This is a genomic window from Agarilytica rhodophyticola (genome assembly GCF_002157225.2).
In the GTDB taxonomy this organism is placed as follows: domain Bacteria; phylum Pseudomonadota; class Gammaproteobacteria; order Pseudomonadales; family Cellvibrionaceae; genus Agarilytica; species Agarilytica rhodophyticola.
In genome coordinates this window covers 2,792,071-2,810,306 of the sequence record NZ_CP020038.1, presented here as the reverse complement: position 1 = coordinate 2,810,306, position 18,236 = coordinate 2,792,071, and the positions used below count along the sequence as shown (strand labels likewise).

The 18,236-nt window shown below is 41.9% G+C and carries 14 protein-coding genes; 10 read left to right on the top strand and 4 right to left on the bottom strand.

Going from position 1 to position 18,236, the window contains the following annotated elements:
* The first annotated feature begins 79 nt into the window (after nucleotides 1-79).
* The 10 genes from tssC to BVC89_RS11895 all read left to right on the top strand — a co-directional run bounded on the left by tssC (nucleotide 80) and on the right by BVC89_RS11895 (nucleotide 15,047).
* Nucleotides 80-1,606: a type VI secretion system contractile sheath large subunit gene (gene tssC / locus BVC89_RS11940; RefSeq protein ID WP_245929383.1), complete on the top strand. Its 1,527-nt coding sequence runs from the start codon at nucleotides 80-82 to the stop codon at nucleotides 1,604-1,606.
* 2 nt (nucleotides 1,607-1,608) lie between these two features.
* The gene (gene tssE, locus BVC89_RS11935; RefSeq protein ID WP_086931402.1) at nucleotides 1,609-2,106 is read left to right on the top strand and encodes a type VI secretion system baseplate subunit TssE; all 498 of its coding nucleotides are present in this window, start codon (nucleotides 1,609-1,611) and stop codon (nucleotides 2,104-2,106) included.
* A complete protein-coding gene (gene tssF / locus BVC89_RS11930; protein ID WP_086931401.1) occupies nucleotides 2,099-3,934 on the top strand; it encodes a type VI secretion system baseplate subunit TssF in 1,836 nt (611 codons plus the stop codon). The genes tssE and tssF overlap by 8 nt, the downstream gene beginning before the upstream one ends.
* Nucleotides 3,898-5,049, top strand: coding sequence for a type VI secretion system baseplate subunit TssG (tssG, locus tag BVC89_RS11925; protein ID WP_086931400.1), 1,152 nt, complete (start codon nucleotides 3,898-3,900; stop codon nucleotides 5,047-5,049). Before tssF ends, tssG begins: the two co-directional genes overlap by 37 nt.
* A gap of 36 nt (nucleotides 5,050-5,085) precedes the next feature.
* On the top strand, nucleotides 5,086-7,779 hold the full coding sequence (tssH, locus tag BVC89_RS11920; protein ID WP_086931399.1) for a type VI secretion system ATPase TssH: 2,694 nt from the start codon (nucleotides 5,086-5,088) through the stop codon (nucleotides 7,777-7,779).
* Nucleotides 7,780-8,483: 704 nt separating this feature from the next.
* Entirely contained in the window at nucleotides 8,484-9,821 is a 1,338-nt protein-coding gene (locus BVC89_RS11915) for a tetratricopeptide repeat protein (RefSeq protein WP_086931398.1), read from the top strand.
* The gene (locus tag BVC89_RS11910) at nucleotides 9,808-12,708 is read left to right on the top strand and encodes a tetratricopeptide repeat protein (RefSeq protein ID WP_086931397.1); all 2,901 of its coding nucleotides are present in this window, start codon (nucleotides 9,808-9,810) and stop codon (nucleotides 12,706-12,708) included. The genes BVC89_RS11915 and BVC89_RS11910 overlap by 14 nt, the downstream gene beginning before the upstream one ends.
* Nucleotides 12,692-13,363 (top strand): tetratricopeptide repeat protein, encoded by a 672-nt coding sequence (locus BVC89_RS11905; RefSeq protein ID WP_086931396.1) that lies wholly within the window; start codon nucleotides 12,692-12,694, stop codon nucleotides 13,361-13,363. Before BVC89_RS11910 ends, BVC89_RS11905 begins: the two co-directional genes overlap by 17 nt.
* A gap of 6 nt (nucleotides 13,364-13,369) precedes the next feature.
* Complete coding sequence (locus BVC89_RS11900) at nucleotides 13,370-13,606, top strand: hypothetical protein (protein ID WP_086931395.1); 237 nt, start codon at nucleotides 13,370-13,372, stop codon at nucleotides 13,604-13,606.
* 403 nt (nucleotides 13,607-14,009) lie between these two features.
* Nucleotides 14,010-15,047, top strand: coding sequence for a hypothetical protein (locus BVC89_RS11895; RefSeq protein WP_086931394.1), 1,038 nt, complete (start codon nucleotides 14,010-14,012; stop codon nucleotides 15,045-15,047).
* 35 nt (nucleotides 15,048-15,082) lie between these two features.
* On the opposite strand, the gene lapB is transcribed toward BVC89_RS11895, so the two are convergent.
* Genes lapB through pyrF form a run of 4 tightly spaced genes read right to left on the bottom strand, consistent with a single transcriptional unit; the run spans nucleotide 15,083 to nucleotide 17,989 of the window.
* On the bottom strand, nucleotides 15,083-16,300 hold the full coding sequence (lapB, locus tag BVC89_RS11890; RefSeq protein ID WP_086931393.1) for a lipopolysaccharide assembly protein LapB: 1,218 nt from the start codon (nucleotides 16,298-16,300) through the stop codon (nucleotides 15,083-15,085).
* Between the two features lie 2 nt (nucleotides 16,301-16,302).
* Nucleotides 16,303-16,596: a lipopolysaccharide assembly protein LapA domain-containing protein gene (locus tag BVC89_RS11885; RefSeq protein ID WP_086931392.1), complete on the bottom strand. Its 294-nt coding sequence runs from the start codon at nucleotides 16,594-16,596 to the stop codon at nucleotides 16,303-16,305.
* Nucleotides 16,590-17,273: a (d)CMP kinase gene (gene cmk, locus BVC89_RS11880; protein ID WP_086931391.1), complete on the bottom strand. Its 684-nt coding sequence runs from the start codon at nucleotides 17,271-17,273 to the stop codon at nucleotides 16,590-16,592. The genes BVC89_RS11885 and cmk overlap by 7 nt, the downstream gene beginning before the upstream one ends.
* A gap of 17 nt (nucleotides 17,274-17,290) precedes the next feature.
* Nucleotides 17,291-17,989, bottom strand: a complete 699-nt coding sequence (gene pyrF / locus BVC89_RS11875; protein ID WP_086934602.1) for an orotidine-5'-phosphate decarboxylase — start codon at nucleotides 17,987-17,989, stop codon at nucleotides 17,291-17,293.
* Nucleotides 17,990-18,236: the final 247 nt, after the last annotated feature.

Sequence of the window (18,236 nt, the reverse complement as noted above, 5' to 3'; positions counted from 1 at the left end):
TCGCTTTTAAGTGCCGATGAGAAATGAGTTAGTTTTCTAAGCTAAAACATAAATAGTGCGACTTTTTCAGGAATAACCAGTGCCATCAATTAATCTGCCGAACATTGATAATCAAAGGCCCGCAGGAGCTTCTATATCCATCGATTTAGACACGCTCTGTGAAGCCACACCTCATGTCACTAACCTTTCCGAATTTATTAAAGAAGAAGATGATGTTAAAGCCTTATTATTTTGGCTTGAAGAACACGAAAATACGTCTCTTGTCAAAACCATCGATGACATAAAACTTATTATCGATCGTAGTATCGCTGAAATTGATCATTTGATTAATGACCAGCTAAACGAAGTCATTCATCACCCCCGCTTTCAAAAACTGGAATCCTCTTGGCGAGGGCTTTGGTATCTTGTCGTCCAAGCCGAAGGGGTCAGAAACTTAAAAATTAAAATGTTGGATATTTCATGGGCAGAGATTGTCCGTGATATTGATCGCGCAATGGAATTTGATCAAAGCCAATTATTTAACAAGATATACAACGAAGAATATGGCACCCCTGGTGGTGAACCTTATGGCATATTGATCGGTGATTATGCCCTCAGCCATCGCCCCTCAGAAAAGCATAAATACGATGATGTTGCGACCCTAAAAGGTTTATGTGAAATTGCAGCGGCTTCTTTCTCTCCCTTTATTGCAGGAGCTTCTAATGAAATCTTTGGTTTGGATGAATTTGCAGAGCTGGGTACGCCGATAAATCTACATGCTGTTTTCCAGCAGGAAGAATATATAAAATGGCGAGCCCTACGCGATATTGCCGACTCCCGTTTTATTGGACTAACGGTACCGCGAATTTTAATGCGCCTACCCTATCGCACCAAACCTGGCAGCTACAAAGGCCTATTTTTCTGTGAGAAAAGCGGTAAAGAAAATTATTTATGGGGCAATGCTGCTTACGGATTCGCCGCCATTTTAATTCGCGAGTTTGCCAGTGTCGGTTGGTTTGGTCATATTCGCGGCGTACCTCGTAACCAAGTGGGTGGGGGTTTATTAACAAATTTACCGTGTGATGTATTTGAGACCGATGCCAATAATATTGCTTACAAACCCTCAACAGATGTTGTGCTGACGGATACTGTAGAAAGAGATTTAAGTAGCCTTGGCTTCACTCCGCTATGTCAGTGTTACGATACTCCCTTCACAGCATTTTACAGTAATCAGTCTATTCAAAAACCAAAATATCAAAACACTAACGCGTCTTCTACGAATTCTGTTAACGCAAAATTATCATCGATGCTTCAGCATGTGCTCTGCGGTTCGCGGGTAGCCCATTACATCAAAGTCATTATTCGCGATAAAGTAGGTTCTTTTGTCAGCGCCGAAGACTGTGAGGATCTATTACGCAACTGGTTATTCAAATATACCTCGGGCCGAGAAGATTTAGAGTGGGAAGAACAAGCTCGTTTTCCTCTTAGGGAAGCCAGTGTAGAAGTAAAAGAACATCCTGAAAAACCCGGTCAGTACGTGTGTGCTATTCGTTTAGTACCGCATTATCAAATTGATCAAATGGTCTCTGAAATGGAACTTGTTACTGAACTTGTTCAGTCGAAATAATTATGAGCAGAATTGATAAAAAGAAAAATTTAAGGCCGTCTATTATCGATCGACTTATCGATAATGAACCACATCTACAAGTTGAAGCTGAACGAGATCGTCATCAGCGACTGCGCGACTTACGCAACAGTGTTCGCAGAGACCTGGAGAATTTACTCAATACACGTTTTCGTATGGTTGAGCCCTCTTCTAACTTTAAAGAATTAGAAACCTCTCTTTTAAATTATGGTTTACCCGATTTGGCAACGGTCAATATCACCGATGCCGACAAGAAAAAAGAATTTACTCGCAATCTAGAACGCATATTGCGTGAATATGAGCCGAGATTTAAATCCGTTAGCGTTACCTATCAAGATAACAAAGACAATATCGATAGAACGCTACGCTTCCGAGTTAACGCAACCTTGTATGCAGACCCGGCTCCAGAAATTGTCGTTTTCGACTCTGTATTAGAACCCGTATCCCGAACTGTCAACGTGGAAGAATCACAACATGTCTGATGAACTATTGCCCTACTATGAAAAAGAGCTGGCGTTTATTCGTCAGATGGGATCGGAGTTTTCCAAAGAGCACCCCAAGGTTGCCGGTCGTTTAGGTATTAGTGCAGACACCATTGAAGATCCTCATGTCTCCCGCTTGGTTGAAGGTTTTGCCTATCTCAATGCACGTATTCAGCACAAACTGGATGACGACTTCCCTGAATTAACAGATGCCTTGTTAAATGTTGTATTTCCTCATTATCAGCGCCCAATTCCATCGATGTCCATTGCGCAGTTCACGCCGGATGAGGAGCAATTAGACGCGAAATACACAGTTAATCGTAAATCTCTTATTGAAACGGAGCATTTTCAAGGGGAACACTGCCGTTTTACCCTATGCTACGATGTAGATCTATATCCGATTACCGTCTCTGTGGCCCAACTAATGGGGCGACCATTTACCACACCAGGTTCGGCCAATATGCGTGGCGCTGACGGAGTATTAAAAATCTCTCTAGAATCGTTCGCGCCTGAAATTACTTTTCCTGAAATTAACCTGGAAAACCTGCGCTTTTATTTGCGGGGACAATCACAACATGTGCATCCCCTCTATGAGCTGCTATTGAATAAGTGCGCAGGCATTGTTTTATCCGCCCCAGATCAAAGTTCACAGCCGGTGTATTTGACACCTGATTGCATTAAACCAGTGGGCTTTAAGGAAGAGGATGGCATGTTGCCTTATCCGCCCTCTTCATTTATTGGTTATCGCTTGCTAACGGAATACCTTATCTTCCCGGAAAAATTTATGTTTGTGGATTTCAGTGATTTACATAAACATATGCCTGAGGACACAGAAGGCAAGCTGGATATTTATGTATATTTAAAAGAATCGGATATCGAACTGGAACACAATATTAGTAAAGAGACATTTGCGTTGGGCTGTGCCCCAATGATTAATTTATTCCAACAAAAATCCGATCCAATCCGCCTGGATCATACCGAACTTGAATACCAAGTCATTGCTGATGCTCGTCGCCCACTGGGTTTTGAGGTATATGCTGTCGATAAAGTTATGGCCTCCACACCCGCTGGTGATAAAAAAGAGTATTTGCCTTTTTATGGCCTCAAGCATGAACATCAAAACAACGAAGATCACGCCTACTGGTTTGCTTCACGTCGCAATGCAAAACTAGGCTATCAGGAACGAGATGACGGCACCGACGTATTTTTAAGTTTAGTCGACTTAGACTTTAACCCTAATATTCCAGAAGATCGAACACTCAGCCTTGAATTAACATGCAGCAACAGAGATCAGCCGTCAAAGCTGCCCTATAATTTAGATCATCCCAAGTTGCAGTGTGTCGACAGTGCACCTCCGTGCTCGAAAATCCGCTGTTTAACTCAGCCAACAAAAACTGTTCGCCCGCCTCTTAGGAATAATGCACGCTGGCGTCTTATTTCTCATTTAAATCTAAATCACTTATCACTCACCGGCGGCGAGAGTGCCACAGAAGCGCTCAAAGAAATCTTGCGACTTTACGATTTCAAAGACTCTTCTGTCACCAAAGGCTTGGTTGAATCCATCATGTCGGTTAACGCTAGGCAAATTAGTGCGCCGCTCAATATCGATCGGCACGCCACTATGTGCCGCGGGGTTGAAGTAGAAATTGTACTTAATGAAACCTACCTCACCGGTAGCAGTAATTATCTTTATGCCAGTATTCTTGAACACTTTTTTGCATTATATTGTTCAGTAAATTCGTTTTCCCGTGTATTGGTTAAATTAAACAGTAAAGAAGGCTATCTGAAAAAATGCCCACCTCGAGCCGGCGAACGCGTATTCCTGTAATCGAGCAACTGCTCGCTAATCCACAGGACTTTAGTTTTTCTCAAGCCGTACGCTTGCTTGAGCGCGCGGCTGTGCTCAGTAAAAGCGAATTTAAAAAAAATAACGGCCTGGAAAAACCCTCTTCTCATTTATCACAATTTCCAGATCAACCGGTGGCACGCTTTTCACCACCGCTGAAAGAAATATTGCGTTTTAGCAATGATCAGAGCTTAAGTTTTCCAGGCTCAGATATTGGCCAAATTAAGACGCGTGATCTCAGCCAGGGAAATGAGCAGTGGGAAGTGATTGTCAACTTTATTGGGCTTACAGGCTCAATGGGTGTCATGCCATTTCACTATACCGAAATGATTTTGCAACGCTTAAAACAAAAAGACCCTTCACTGGCGGCTTTTTTAAATGTCTTTAACCACCGCACTACCTCACTATTTTTTCAAGCGTCTAATAAATATCGCTTACCGGTGGAATATGAACGCAGCCAACTGCATAAAACCAATAAGTCCACCACCTCGCCACATACACAGTCACTGCTGAGTCTGCTGGGCTTGGGCACAGGTAAGCTTAGTAATCGTCAGACCGTCAGAGATGAGTCTTTTATTTTTTTCAGTGGCTTGTTTGCGCAACAGGTGAAGACGCCCTCAGGGCTTAAACAAATCATCGAACACTATTTTGATGTGCCGGCTCAAATCGATGGTTTTATCGGTCAGTGGCAAGATTTAATTGATGATGTTCGCACACGCATTGGCTGGAAGGGCAATAGCAAAGGCCAAAATGCACGCCTGGGCCATTCTGCTATGTTGGGTCGTCGCGGCTGGTTTGCTCAGGGTAAATCGCGCATCAAACTTGGCCCTTTAAATAAACAACAATTTGATAAATTTGCTCCTGGCACAGGAGCACTTAAATCTCTCAATGAGATTGTACGAACCTACCTAGGTATGGAACAGGACTACGATTTTGTAGTGGAGGTCAAACGGGACGATGTGCCAAACAAAATTGCTTTAGATAAACATAACCCTCCATTGTTGGCGTGGAACGCCTGGCTATCGGGAAAACCCAAAACCAATACCGACAAAGATGATTTACTGGAAATTCTCGTATCATCCAAGCGGCTGCAATAAATTTCGACAATAAACAGATAAAAAGAAGGATGAACCATGATCAACATCGATCTCAAATCGCTGGTAGGAAGACTCAATGAACCCTGTCGGATCGCCTTAGAAGGTGCGGCAGGCCTTTGTGTCTCGAGAACGCACTACAATGTAGAAATTGAACATTGGCTACTCAAAATTCTTGAGATTAGAGATAGTGATCTACAAGAAATTCTTGAAAAGTTTGATGTTAATTTAGGTAAATTGACGCAAGAAATTAATAAAGAACTGGATGGTATTAAAAATGGCAATTCACGAGCGCCTTCACTGTCGCCAACCATCGTCGATATTGCCAAAAATGCCTGGATGCTCGCGTCAGTTGAGTACGGGCACGGGATTGCTACCTCAGCCCACATTTTTGCGGCACTGATGCTCGATGAGAGCATACGTCGCTCAACCGGCATTGTCTCAGGGGAATTGAAAAAAATTCCACCAGAATCCCTGCGTGATGTTGTGCGCTCAGTGGTCGGTACCACCTCAGAATCCTCCAGTGCATCAGCAACCGGTGATGCCTCTGGCGGCGGTGAAGCTGTCGCTGGCGGTGCGCCAAGTAAATCGCCAGCACTGGACAAATACACGGTTAACCTCACCCAAGCCGCTAAAGAAGGAAAGATTGATCCGGTATTAGGTCGTGATGAAGAGATTCGTCAGATCATCGATATTCTTATTCGCCGCCGTCAAAATAACCCCATTCTTACCGGTGAAGCAGGTGTGGGTAAAACCGCAGTGGTTGAAGGTTTTGCCCTGCGTATTACTTCTGGCGATGTACCCGAGCCACTGCGTGGTGTGACATTGCGCAGCTTAGACTTAGGCCTTCTGCAAGCGGGCGCCAGTGTTAAAGGTGAATTTGAGAACCGTTTAAAGTCTGTTATTTCTGAAGTTAAAGCCTCCGCAGAGCCCATCATTATGTTTATCGATGAAGCTCACACCCTAATTGGTGCTGGCGGAAAAGAAGGACAAGGGGATGCTGCAAACTTACTTAAACCTGCATTAGCGCGTGGAGAATTGCGTACCATCGCTGCCACTACCTGGGCAGAGTACAAGAAATACTTTGAACGCGATCCGGCCCTCACCCGCCGTTTCCAAGTAGTGAAAGTAGAAGAGCCTAGCGAAGATAAAGCTATCGACATGATGCGCGCAATTTCGGAGATGTTGCAGAGCCACCATAAAGTAAGAATTATGGACGAGGCCATCGTCGACTCCGTGAAGCTGTCCAGCCGCTATATTACCGCGCGCCAATTGCCGGATAAATCAGTGAGCTTGCTGGATACCGCCTGTGCCCGTGTTGCCTTGAGTCAAAGTGCAACGCCTGCACCAGTGGAAGATACCCGTCGCCGCATCAATCAATGTGAAATCAATATTACGTCTTTGGAAAGAGAAAACGCCACTCTTGGCAACTGCGAAGCGCGTATTGAAGCATTGCAGGAAGAAAAAGCCAGTTTAGAAAAACAATTGACTGAACAAGAAGCTCAGTGGGACGGTGAAAAAGCGCTAGTGGAAAAAATCCACGAGCTGCAACAACAAATTGAAGATGACTTCCATGCCCAACGCTTAAGTGAAGAGGAAGCGCAGAAAGAAGACGCGCTACAAGCACTTTCAGACGAAGAACGGGATAAAGTTAAGCAAGAACTTCATAAGCTAATGGAAGAATTGGACAACATCCAAAAAGATGAACCCATGATTCAAGTGAATGTGGATACCCAGGCCATTGCCGAAGTTGTCGCAAATTGGACAGGAATCCCCGTTGGCAAGATGGTATCCGATCAGATCAATTCTATTCTGAACTTAAATGAGTTGATGGAAAAACGTGTCATCGGCCAATCTCACGCTCTAGAAGCTATTGCACAGTCTATTAGAACTTCTCGCGCAGGCCTCACCGATCCACGCAAACCTATCGGTGTATTTTTCATGGTGGGTTCCAGTGGTGTTGGTAAGACCGAAACCGCACTGGCTCTTGCTGATACGCTTTATGGTGGTGAACAAAACATTACCGTTATCAATATGTCAGAATTTAAGGAAGAACATAAAGTCTCTATGCTATTGGGCTCACCTCCAGGATACGTAGGTTATGGTGAAGGAGGTGTACTGACAGAAGCGGTTAGACGTAAACCCTATAGCGTTGTACTGCTCGATGAAATGGAGAAGGCTCATCCAGGTGTGCAAGATGTTTTCTACAACCTGTTGGACAAGGGTACCATTAAAGATGGAGAGGGACGAGATATCGACTTTAAGAACACCGTTATCATTATGACCTCCAATGCCGGTGAAGAACATATCCGTGCAATGATTGCCGCTTCCGAAGAAAGGCCTGACCCTGAAACCTTGTTGGAAAACTTCCGTCCACAATTGCTGAAGTACTTCAAACCTGCATTTTTAGGCAGAACCACTATCATCCCCTACTACCCACTGGATGACGAAAATCTGCTCAAGATTTGCCAGATTAATATGAATAAAATCAGCAAACGGGTACGTGAGCACTACGACGCGGAATTCACCTACGATGAAGATGTGATGCTGCATATTGTTGCCCGTAGCCAAGAAGTGGATACCGGTGCCCGTAATATCGAAAATATTCTTACTCGCACCATGCTGCCCGCCCTCGCCTCCGAATGCCTATCAAAAATGGCAGAGGGAGACGATATTAATAAAGTCCATATTGGTGTTGATGAGGAAGGACAGTTTACCTATAGCGTGGCGTAATTCAGCCTAGTGTTATCAGGTAAAACCTGAAGATAGGCTACTTTTCTTGCTTTGTAGAAAGAAAAGTAGCCAGCAAGAGCGCCCCATCAAACAACACAAGCTGAAGAACACAAACCTGTCATTTTAGAAGTCTGTATCGCTGATAAGATACAGCATATAAGTCACTTTTTTTCCTAATCGGATAACAAATTCTCTACCCAGTTACTGCCGTGATACACAGCAATGAGATACAGTAGACGATATTGCCATGCGGTGGTAAATTATCGCCAGAATCGATGAATTAGGAGAGAATTCTGACGGAAAATGTTAGCAAAGTGATCAGCCCACAGAAAATCCTGTTTTCCCATATAAGGCAGGCAGCAGCTAACTTTTGAGCTAGGCCACTCAAATAAGACAAATTAAGTCAACGACTTAGGTAATTATATAAGTAAGTGGTTAGGTAAAGAAGCCGTTAGGTAAAAAGGCAGTTAAGTAAAGAAGTAAAAAGTGGCGAGCTTAATTGTGACTATGAATATCGATTTTAGAAATACCCTCTGTTAATGTGGAAATAGCACATTAACAATATTAATTAAACAAGGGAATATTGTTAGTGCACGTCTATTAATGGTCAAAACCAGTTAATAATATTATTAATTTTAATAGTAGAAGTGCCCAATAAAAACTTATCTCAAATATTATGGTATTACCTTAGGATGAGACTGTTGATGCATTATTACTGTTTTATTTTTTCTTGCTTTTTTTTGCTTATTAGCTCGGCGTCTGTAGCGAATCAAACAGCAAATACAAAGCAAGCGCTTTACACACAATATTCTGACACGGTAGAAAGCTACTACCGCGAAATTGCAGAAGCTCAGAAAAAACAAATCGCCAAACAAGACGATATCACTAAGCTCAAAACCTACTTTGTTCTCCTTAGAAATAGTGGTCACGAAGATACGGCGATTGCGGCATTAATTAACCATACATCACTAATACTCGACGAGATCGATTCTGACAGTAGCTTATATTTGCTCGATCTACTCTTCAGCTACAATATAAAACAAAGCGCCTTTGTTATTGCCCAGTACGCTATAGATAATGGTAGTCCATTTATCGCATCAAATGCCCGTTATTTATTAAGCTTATATTACTTTAAGCAAAATAATTTTGTAAAAACTTTCCAAAATCTAAGTGCTATTGAAACCAGTGATGCTCTTAGCCCAGAGAGACGAGACTACGCTACTTTAATGTTCGGTATAGCACTGCAAAAGACAAAAAAACATCGCCAAGCTATCGATATTTACCAGAGGGTACCTATCGATTCTGATTACTATATAGAAGCTCAGCTCAATATGGCAGTGGCGAATATTCGCCAAGGCTGGTGGACAGATGCACATATTGCGGTTAAAAATGCGATTGAGCACGCAGATACTAGAGACATGAAGGAAAGTCACAACCGCTCACTTATGGTATTAGCCTACTCACAATTGCAAAACGAGTTTTATCGCAATGCCAGAAATAGCTTCCGAGCACTTAGCCTTGACAGTGCTTACGTGAACCAAGCCTTACTTGGGATCGGTTTGTGTGCGATGTATCAAAAAGACTATAACGGCGCCCTAAATGCTTTCTCTCGTTTGCAAAAAGTAGACAGTGATGAGCTGGCTGTTTTAGAGTCTTACCTATTATTACCCTATACCTATGAGCGTATGGGAGAATTGGATGAAGCATCTTTACTCTATTCTCAAGCTATTGCCTATTATGGCAAGAAAAAGCTGTATTTGGAAAATCAGTTGGCAAAACAGCAAGCTACAGATTTTACTATCAGCCAGCAAACACTTAGGCAGGTTAGCACAGGCTTAATGGAACGTTACCAGCGTCTGCTCCGACTCAACACATCTGCGCGTAGTAGTAAATTGAAAAAGCGCATTCAATCGCTGACACGCACTTTTGAAAACACCATTATTAGCGAACTCAATTCTCAGACTGAAGAGAAAATAACAAAAGTTCAAAGTTATTTGAGCCAAACTCAATATGGTTTAGCCAAGCTTTATGACAATCAATAACATGTTGAAGGATCTATTTAACCCACGTACCAACGCGTATCTGCGGCCTAGCGTCCTTACTGGAATTCTTAAAGTTAACTCTCTTGGATTTAAGACTGTTGGATGTAGAGCTATTGGTATAGCTACAGTAATAACGACGATTACTGCATGTAGCCATATAGATCGCGAGCCACCAGCCCCCACTTTGGCTGACATCGATATATCGCAGCAAGATACTGCAAAAGGAAAGAGTGGTATTGAAAAAAAATCGCAACAGGAAATTAGAAAAGCCTATCGAACTTATGTTAAAAATGCACCAGCCCATGATAGTTCCCGACAAAAAGCTCTGACACGTCTTGCTCAATTAGAACTGGAGTTGAGTAATTCGTTATTGAAAGACGATCGTACATTTGCCAATCAATCTGCCGATGTCACACAGTCGCTAAACAGAACCATAAGCTTGTTAGAAACGACTCTCAAGGACTACCCTAAAGCAGAGGGTAATGACAAGGTGCTTTATCAGTTAGCGCAAGCCTATGAGCGGGCCGACCGTTATCAGCAATCCATCGCTACACTCAATGACCTTGTTACCCGTTATCCCAAATCGCCACTATACACTGAGGCACAATTCCGTCTCGGCGAAAGCGCCTTTGCCCAGGGTAACTATATTACGGCAGAAGATGCCTATACCGAGGTCATTCTTACCCCAGGAAGCGATAAGTTTTACACCAAATCCCTGTTTAAACGAGGATGGTCACGCTATAAGCAACAACTCTACACAGAAGCTACTGATGATTATATCGATGCGTTAACCTACCAAGAACTTGGCGAGTACGCATCCCTTAACGACGCTGACAAAGCCCAGTTAGATGAATACCTGCGAGCTATTGGTCTAGCTTTTTCTTATCAAAGCGGCGCAGGCAGAATAGGTGAGTATTTCGCACAACGGGATGAGTTTCGTTATCTTTACGAAATACACACATCTGTCAGCGACATCTTTTTAAAACAAGAGCGCTTTTCCGACGCGGCTACTGTTCTAGAGGAATACACCCAAGCAAACCGGCAATCGTTAAATACTCCTAAAGCTGAATTAAAAATTATTGCCGCCTGGCGCGAAGGTAAATTTACCTCACGCTTGTATAGCGCTATCGAGCGATTCTACAAGTATTACCAACCTAAAGCAGATTTTTGGCAACAACATAACGATGAAGCCACATATAAACTCGCTTATGAGAATTTGCGTACCTATATCACTCAAGTCAGCTCTTACTTTCACAAGCGTTATCAAGATAAAAATAAAAATGAAGATTTTAAGCAAGCGAGCTTGTGGTATAAGCGCTACCTTGAGCATTATAGCGCTCACGCCCATAAGGATAATATCTACTCTTTATATGGAGAGTTATTGTTAGCGGCTAAACAACAGCAAAATGCTTTAGAATATTTTTCATTAGCAGCCTATGATGGTAATTTAATTTTGGATAAAAAGGCGGCTTTTGCCACCATTAGCATTTCAAACCAATTATTTGAAAATACTAGGGATGAAAAAAGTAAACAACAGTGGCTAGATCAGCACCTTGTATTCGCAGAGCGGTTTGTCGAACTTTACCCCAAAGATAGTCTCACCAATAATATTGCGTTAAATGCATCTGAACACGCATTTAACGCTAAGCGTTACAACAAAGTCATTGATATTTCAAACTATATTGCCGACTCTGCGCAAGAAAAAATACATTTTAATGCGAATTCATTAAAAGCTCGTGCTTACCTAGAGCTCAAGCAATTTGGTGACGCTGAAGCGGTATACTTGGAGCTGGCAGACTCTCGCTACACTTCCAGAAAAGCGAGAAAGGATATTGATAATAGTCTAGGCCTAGCGATTTATCGACAAGCGGAACAAGCACAAAATAACAAGCAATTAGATTTAGCGCTGAATCATTTTGTTCGCATTAGTCGTGTCGCACCCAAGTCATCATTAGCGGCAACGGGCTTATATGATGCTATTGCACTGACTATTCAAAATGAGCGCTGGCAGCAATCTATTGCTTTAAGTGAAGAGTTTAAACGCCTATATCCTAAACACAAGCGCAACGCTGAGGTCACTCAAAAATTATCTGTGGCTTACTTAAAATCGGATCAAAAAGGCAAAGCAGCCCAAGAATTTGAGCGTATTGCAAAATTTGAAAATAACCTTGATGTAAAAATTGCAGCGCAATGGCAAGCAGCAGAGCTTTATGAAGCTAAAAATAATATTCAAGCAGCAATTCGTGCTTATCGTGATTATGCTCACAACTACAAAAAACCCTACGCACAAAATATGGAAGCAATGTACAAACTGTCGAGCCTTTACCAAAAAACAGGCGAGTCTCAGAAGCGTTATTTTTGGCAAAACAATATTCGCAAAGCAGATCAAAAAGCCACAAAAAGTAGTAAAACCGAGCGCACCACTTTTATAGCATCTAGTACCACTCTCGACCTCGCTCGACAAAAACAAAAAGAGTTTTCTCGCACAAAATTAGTCGAGCCGATTGCTAAAAACTTAAAACGTAAAAAATCTGCTATGCAAGAGTCCGTTAAATTATATGGTCAAGCCTCCGCCTATGGTATTCAAGATATAACAACTGAAGCTACTGCTAATATTGGCGATATTTATTTAGATTTTAGTGAAGCTTTACTGGAGTCGGAAAGGCCTAGCAACTTAAGTCAAGATGAGCTGGAGCAGTACGAGATTTTATTAGAGGATCAAGCATTTCCTTTTGAAGAAAAAGCCATTGAGTTCTATGAGGTAAATCTTGCAAGAACTAAAGATGGTACTTACGATAAATGGATACAGCAAAGCTTTGATAAGCTGGTTACTCTTTTCCCGGTAAGATATAGTCGAAAAGGCAAAATTCATGCACTCAAACCTTAACGCTTGTAGTCGTAAACCTGCAGTATATCGATGGGGACGCTTAGCTCTGGCTATAGGCGCTTGTCTATGCCTACTCAGCGCTTGTGAGACATCGACCAACACAGTAGGGCCGACTGTGACTACGGATACCCGTGCAGATGCAAGCGGCGATAATAATACTTCTACTCCAAACCAAGAACTCAGTGAATTAAGTAAAAGCCAATACCATACAGCATTTGAACAAATGCAAAAGCAAGAATACAAAGTGGCACAAAAGATACTGCGTAAGCTAGCGTCTCAGTATTCCCAAAATCTTGCTATTAAAACTAACCTAGCCACCGTCTATTTTAAACAAGGCAATATTAAAGAAGCTGAACAAATATGCCAGCAGGCCCTGAGTAAAGGCGCAAAAATAGAAGAGTTATATAATCTTTTAGGCTTAATTTCTGTTGAGAACAAGAAATTTCAAGATGCTGAAAACTATTATCGTAAGGCATTAAGCTTAAATAAAAACTACGCAGACGCCCATCATAACCTCGCGCTGCTCTATGATGTTTACTACCAAGATATTAATAACGCTTACCAGCACTACGCCAAATATTTATCCCTCGCACCGGAAGATGAGGAAGTAAAACAATGGCTTGAACAGCTGAAGTATTCTCTTGATCAGGAGTAGATTGTTATGTATACCAAGCTAATATTACTTGTATTATTTATTTCGTCATCGGCCTTTGCACAAGATAGGATAGAACTGGAAACGACAACCATTAAAGGTAATACTGAATTACCTAAAATCTTATATGTTGTCCCCTGGCAAGATACCTCTAAAACTAAAGATAACCAGCAAAAACTTACCTTGCACAGTCTTTTTGGCGATTTCTTTGAGCCCGTAACCCCAAAGGAACCAACAAGTCCTTAGATTCTGTTTCATAGCTGGCGAACGCCAGCGAGACAAAGAAAAATAACCGAAAGAACGAAATATATATGAAGTAAATGAGCATTTTGATGGTATTTTTAGCGCAGCATCGGCGAGTGCAGCAGATATGAAATAGCTTCTAGAGTTTTATGCTCCTGATTGACTGATATTACTCCTATAGCGTATCCCGGCCAATTCTTGCTATCGAGAATGTCTTCTTCTGTTCTATACAGCTATCGAGTTATAACCGCCACTTATAACTTAAAATCCAAATAACAGATATATCCCAAACTAAAACATCCGTTGTTTCCAATGACAACTGCTATTCTTAATAATGGGTAGAGGTCACCCCTAAAGTATCAGAGGTGGAACCTTTGAAAGGCATGATGTAGCGAGCGCCGGGAAAATGAAAAAAAATACCACATTGGATATTTGGACTAATACATGTGATACCTTATTTGCCAGCAAAGAGGAAAATAAATCCCAACTCTCCATACACCCCCTACATACCTGTGTTATTGAACAGGAAAGGCATTATATTCATGCACCGGACTTAGAACAAAAAGATCCTGTGTACTTTGCCAGACTGCAGCGGTTTGCCAGCAAACACAGAATAAAACTAAAAGCTGATCGTCGTATTGAGAACCAGAACAAAACCCATGGCAGAAGAAAAAAGCTCCTACCCATGATATTCTTGGCTCTCAGTGTTAATACCGATCTGGCAATGGCCCAGCAACAAGAGGAACAAAAGCAACAGGAACAAAAAGAGCCACAAGAAACCACAACACTCAATCTATTTTCCATTAACAACCCCTATGAACTTGAAGAGCAAACCATATCCAACCAGCGACTACAAGGAGATGAAAGGGTAGAACTATATGCGGATAAAACCACGATCGACGATATCAATAATATTTTGCTAACTCATTTAGTACCTCAGGAAGATGATCCTAAGTCAATGGTCGGAGATATTCAAGAGCTTGCGGCTTATTATGCAAGACACCCTGAAGCAGTTTCATTGATAAAGTCTATTGAAAACGAAGACTGGCAATTGAGATATGCGCCGTATACCTTTCAAACAGACGTCAATGGCTCGCAGCTTAAAATTGAGGATGTGGTGGTTTACTTCGATCCAAGATCCGCAGCAAAACTTAAGTTTTACGATAAGTGCTCCCATAAAAAGCCTTTTTGCGTAGCGTCACCCGCCGACGCCTTACTTCATGAATTATTACATGTACAAACGATTGTTAAAGATACTCACGCATTTATTGCTCAGGGAGGTATGGGCAAGTACCTATATCCAGCCGAGCATGAACGCTTAACCATATTAAAAGAGAATATTCTTTATAAATCGATGTCCATACGAGACAAACATCCGCGCCCTATTCGCAGCGAGCATACCGGTCGACACGTCCTTGTCTCATGCGTTACTTGTATAGAGTAGTGAAAGTATGAGGTCTGAATAGGCTGAACCAAACCTTAGCTCTGAATTTTTTCTGTATCTGCCACCAATAGATATATGCTTTCCCAACTTTTGCATGATGGGCACAACCAATGAACATAACTTCCATCAAACCCACATTTTGAACATTGATACTTTTTCACAGGTTTTAATAAGGTATCCAACACGGGCTTAAAATGAAGATATAGACTGTTCATTTTATTTTCTTCATTAGTAATAACTTCTACCAACTGCTGAGCAGCATCTACATCAACAAAGCGCGGAATTATATCCGCTAATAGTTGTATAAACTCTTTATATCCTTCATGCTTAACCATGGACTCTGCTAAACAATTGAGTGCAGATAAATCCTGATGATTTTCAAGATAAATTAACAACTCTTTTTTTAATTCGACAGGCGAATTTAATTGTTGATAACACTCGCATAAAGGCTGAATCATTTCCGAAGCAAAGTGCGGATTCTGTGTAGCAATTTTTTTAAGAGATACGATTGCAGCAGTATAATTGTTGTCATCCATATTGAGTTGCGCTTGCAATAAGCTAGCGCGAACGCAGTTTTTGTTGTAGCGCAGCGCTGCATTAATCCATTTACGTGTTTGTAGCCAATCTTTTGCATTCCTCGCCTGCTCGGCAAGCTCACAACAATAGTGTGCTTGAGCTTGTTTCCATTGATCAAGTCGACTAGAAAACTTATTTGTAGTTAATTGATCCGCTATATCGATAGCCTTAAGCCACTCGAGAGTATCTTGGTATATTTCCACAAGGGCAATGAGCACTGATTGCCGTAATTCAAGACTAATCCCTCCCTGCTCATTTAGCTCACATAACAAAATTTCCGCACGATCAAGTAGGCCAGAAGAAATATAGTCTTTTGCCAATTCAAATTGCACAAAGTGTAATTGTTGTTGAACGAGATTAGGGTGAGAAAGTAGGTTTTGGTGCACCTTGACCGCTCGGGCTATCTCGCCCTTTTTGCGCAAAAGATTGCCAAGGGAAAGGTGCACTTCAAGAGTATCGGCATTAACTGCCATGTGCGAAATAAAATGATCTACCGCTTCATCCGCCTGCTCATTAAGTAGATATGTGAGTCCTTCAATGTAACGCTCTTGCACCCAAGGAGATTGTGAAGATAGAAAAATTTTTCTATCTTCATTACGACCTAAAAAAAAACTACGGCTTAAAATAAGGCCCGTCGCTACCAATACAATAACAATCAGCAGCCAAATGCTGATCATTACTAAGTTTGTTCCTGCAAGCTCTTAAGTTTTTCAACTTCTTTACTCGCTTTTTTATAACGACGCTTATGACCATAGCTTTTACTACCGAACATAATCGTACTTGTTAACCAACCCAGTAATGCACCTAGCAATAACATTCCACACATCAGGTGCCCAAGGGCCAAATCTTTAAATGCAAAAATAATAAATGAAGCATTCACTTTGCCAGGGTTTTCGGCAAAAATCCAAAACCCAACGACCAACATAAGGCAAAGCCAAAGCGATAAAACAATACGTTTCGACCATTTTAACATGAGGTTTTTCCAGTATATTTTTTTTCAATTTCGGCCAGAATAAAAGTCGTCACTTCATCGATTGTCATGTTTGTGGAATCCACTTCAATTGCATCTTCAGCTGGCACTAGCGGTGCACTCTTACGCGAGCGATCGTTCTTATCTCGCGCTTCGATATCCGCAAGTACCGATGCGAAATCTGGCGTCTGGCCAAGCTCAAGCAATTGTTTACAACGACGTTGCGCTCGCTCGTGAGCGCTCGCAGTTAGAAATATTTTGACACCTGCATTAGGGAATACCACTGTCCCCATATCACGACCATCGGCGACCAAGCCCGGCGCCAGGCAAAAATCCCTTTGTCGCTGCAACAAAGCCTCACGCACTTTAGGATAAGCGGCTACTTTGGACGCAACCATTCCCACATTTTCAGTGCGAATAGCTTTCGACACATCACTGCCTTCTAATATAATTGAAGTGCTATCACCACTGACATTAAATTGCACATCCAGTTGTTGTGCACACATAGCCACTGCCGGCTGATCAGCAAGATCTATATTGTGATTGATACAGGCCAGTGCAGTTAAGCGATAAAGTGCTCCGCTATCGAGTAGTAAAAAGCCTGTTTTATTGGCAACACGTCGGCACACCGTGCCTTTACCTGCGCCGCTTGGGCCATCAATTGTAACTACCGGTATCATTAAAAACTTGTCATCCTCTATAAACGATTAATTGCTTGCGTAATATTTTTAACCGCATCGATTGGCGATGTCGCTTGTGTAATAGGACGTCCAATGACCAAGTAGTCGCTACCATTTTGTAAAGCTTTTTCCGGGGTCATAATACGCTGTTGGTCACCACGGTCGCTCCCTAAGGGCCTAATACCTGGTGTGATACAGGAAAAAGAATCACCACAGTGATGTTTAATCCGATTCGCTTCAAGTGCCGAGCAAACAACACCATCCAGTTCACAATCTGCAGCTAATGCCGCTAACTTAAGCACTTGGTTCTGAGCATTATCGACAATACCAATAGCTTGTAAGTCCTGATCATTCATGCTCGTCAGGACAGTAACAGCGATCAATAATGGTGCTTGCTGGTAGGATGCAAGAGCTTCCTTGGCAGCTTCCATCATAGCGATACCACCTGATGCGTGGACATTGACCATCCACACCCCCATCGAAGCTGCAGCCGAAATCGCTTTATTTACCGTATTAGGAATATCGTGAAATTTAAGATCTAGAAAAACGTGAAAACCATAATGGTGCAACTCGTCGATTAAACTAGGCCCAAATAAGGTAAACATTTCTTTACCTACTTTTAGGCGGCAGAGAGAAGGATCTAATTGTTTAACCAAATCGATGCAGGCATCTCGATGATCAAAATCCAAAGCAACTATTATTTTTGGGTCTGACATTTGAGAGTCAGCAGTTTTTGAGCGAGAGGGGGATGGATGTGGTGAAGAGGTCGACTTATGCACAAAAAATACTCTCCAGATCAGGCAATATCGATGTAATGTTGGCTATTATTCTACACCAAAGCAAAAGCATTGGCATAAACCATTTTGCAAACTAGGGTGGAGTGCCGATGACTCAAAAGATCTGCATAAAAACTAAAAATTCTAGCTAAATTGCATATTAGTACCGCTAATTTTGCTTTGATTC

What these genes read in the sequence shown, in the direction of transcription:
- tssG (WP_086931400.1), top strand. Translation starts at nt 3,898, where the DNA reads ATGCCCACCTCGAGCCGGCGAACGCGTATTCCTGTAATCGAGCAACTG.
- pyrF (WP_086934602.1), bottom strand. Translation starts at nt 17,989, where the DNA reads ATGTCAGACCCAAAAATAATAGTTGCTTTGGATTTTGATCATCGAGAT.
- tssE (WP_086931402.1), top strand. Translation starts at nt 1,609, where the DNA reads ATGAGCAGAATTGATAAAAAGAAAAATTTAAGGCCGTCTATTATCGAT.
- BVC89_RS11885 (WP_086931392.1), bottom strand. Translation starts at nt 16,596, where the DNA reads ATGTTAAAATGGTCGAAACGTATTGTTTTATCGCTTTGGCTTTGCCTT.
- tssH (WP_086931399.1), top strand. Translation starts at nt 5,086, where the DNA reads ATGATCAACATCGATCTCAAATCGCTGGTAGGAAGACTCAATGAACCC.
- tssF (WP_086931401.1), top strand. Translation starts at nt 2,099, where the DNA reads ATGTCTGATGAACTATTGCCCTACTATGAAAAAGAGCTGGCGTTTATT.
- BVC89_RS11910 (WP_086931397.1), top strand. Translation starts at nt 9,808, where the DNA reads ATGACAATCAATAACATGTTGAAGGATCTATTTAACCCACGTACCAAC.
- lapB (WP_086931393.1), bottom strand. Translation starts at nt 16,300, where the DNA reads ATGATCAGCATTTGGCTGCTGATTGTTATTGTATTGGTAGCGACGGGC.
- BVC89_RS11905 (WP_086931396.1), top strand. Translation starts at nt 12,692, where the DNA reads ATGCACTCAAACCTTAACGCTTGTAGTCGTAAACCTGCAGTATATCGA.
- cmk (WP_086931391.1), bottom strand. Translation starts at nt 17,273, where the DNA reads ATGATACCGGTAGTTACAATTGATGGCCCAAGCGGCGCAGGTAAAGGC.
- BVC89_RS11895 (WP_086931394.1), top strand. Translation starts at nt 14,010, where the DNA reads ATGAAAAAAAATACCACATTGGATATTTGGACTAATACATGTGATACC.
- BVC89_RS11915 (WP_086931398.1), top strand. Translation starts at nt 8,484, where the DNA reads ATGCATTATTACTGTTTTATTTTTTCTTGCTTTTTTTTGCTTATTAGC.
- BVC89_RS11900 (WP_086931395.1), top strand. Translation starts at nt 13,370, where the DNA reads ATGTATACCAAGCTAATATTACTTGTATTATTTATTTCGTCATCGGCC.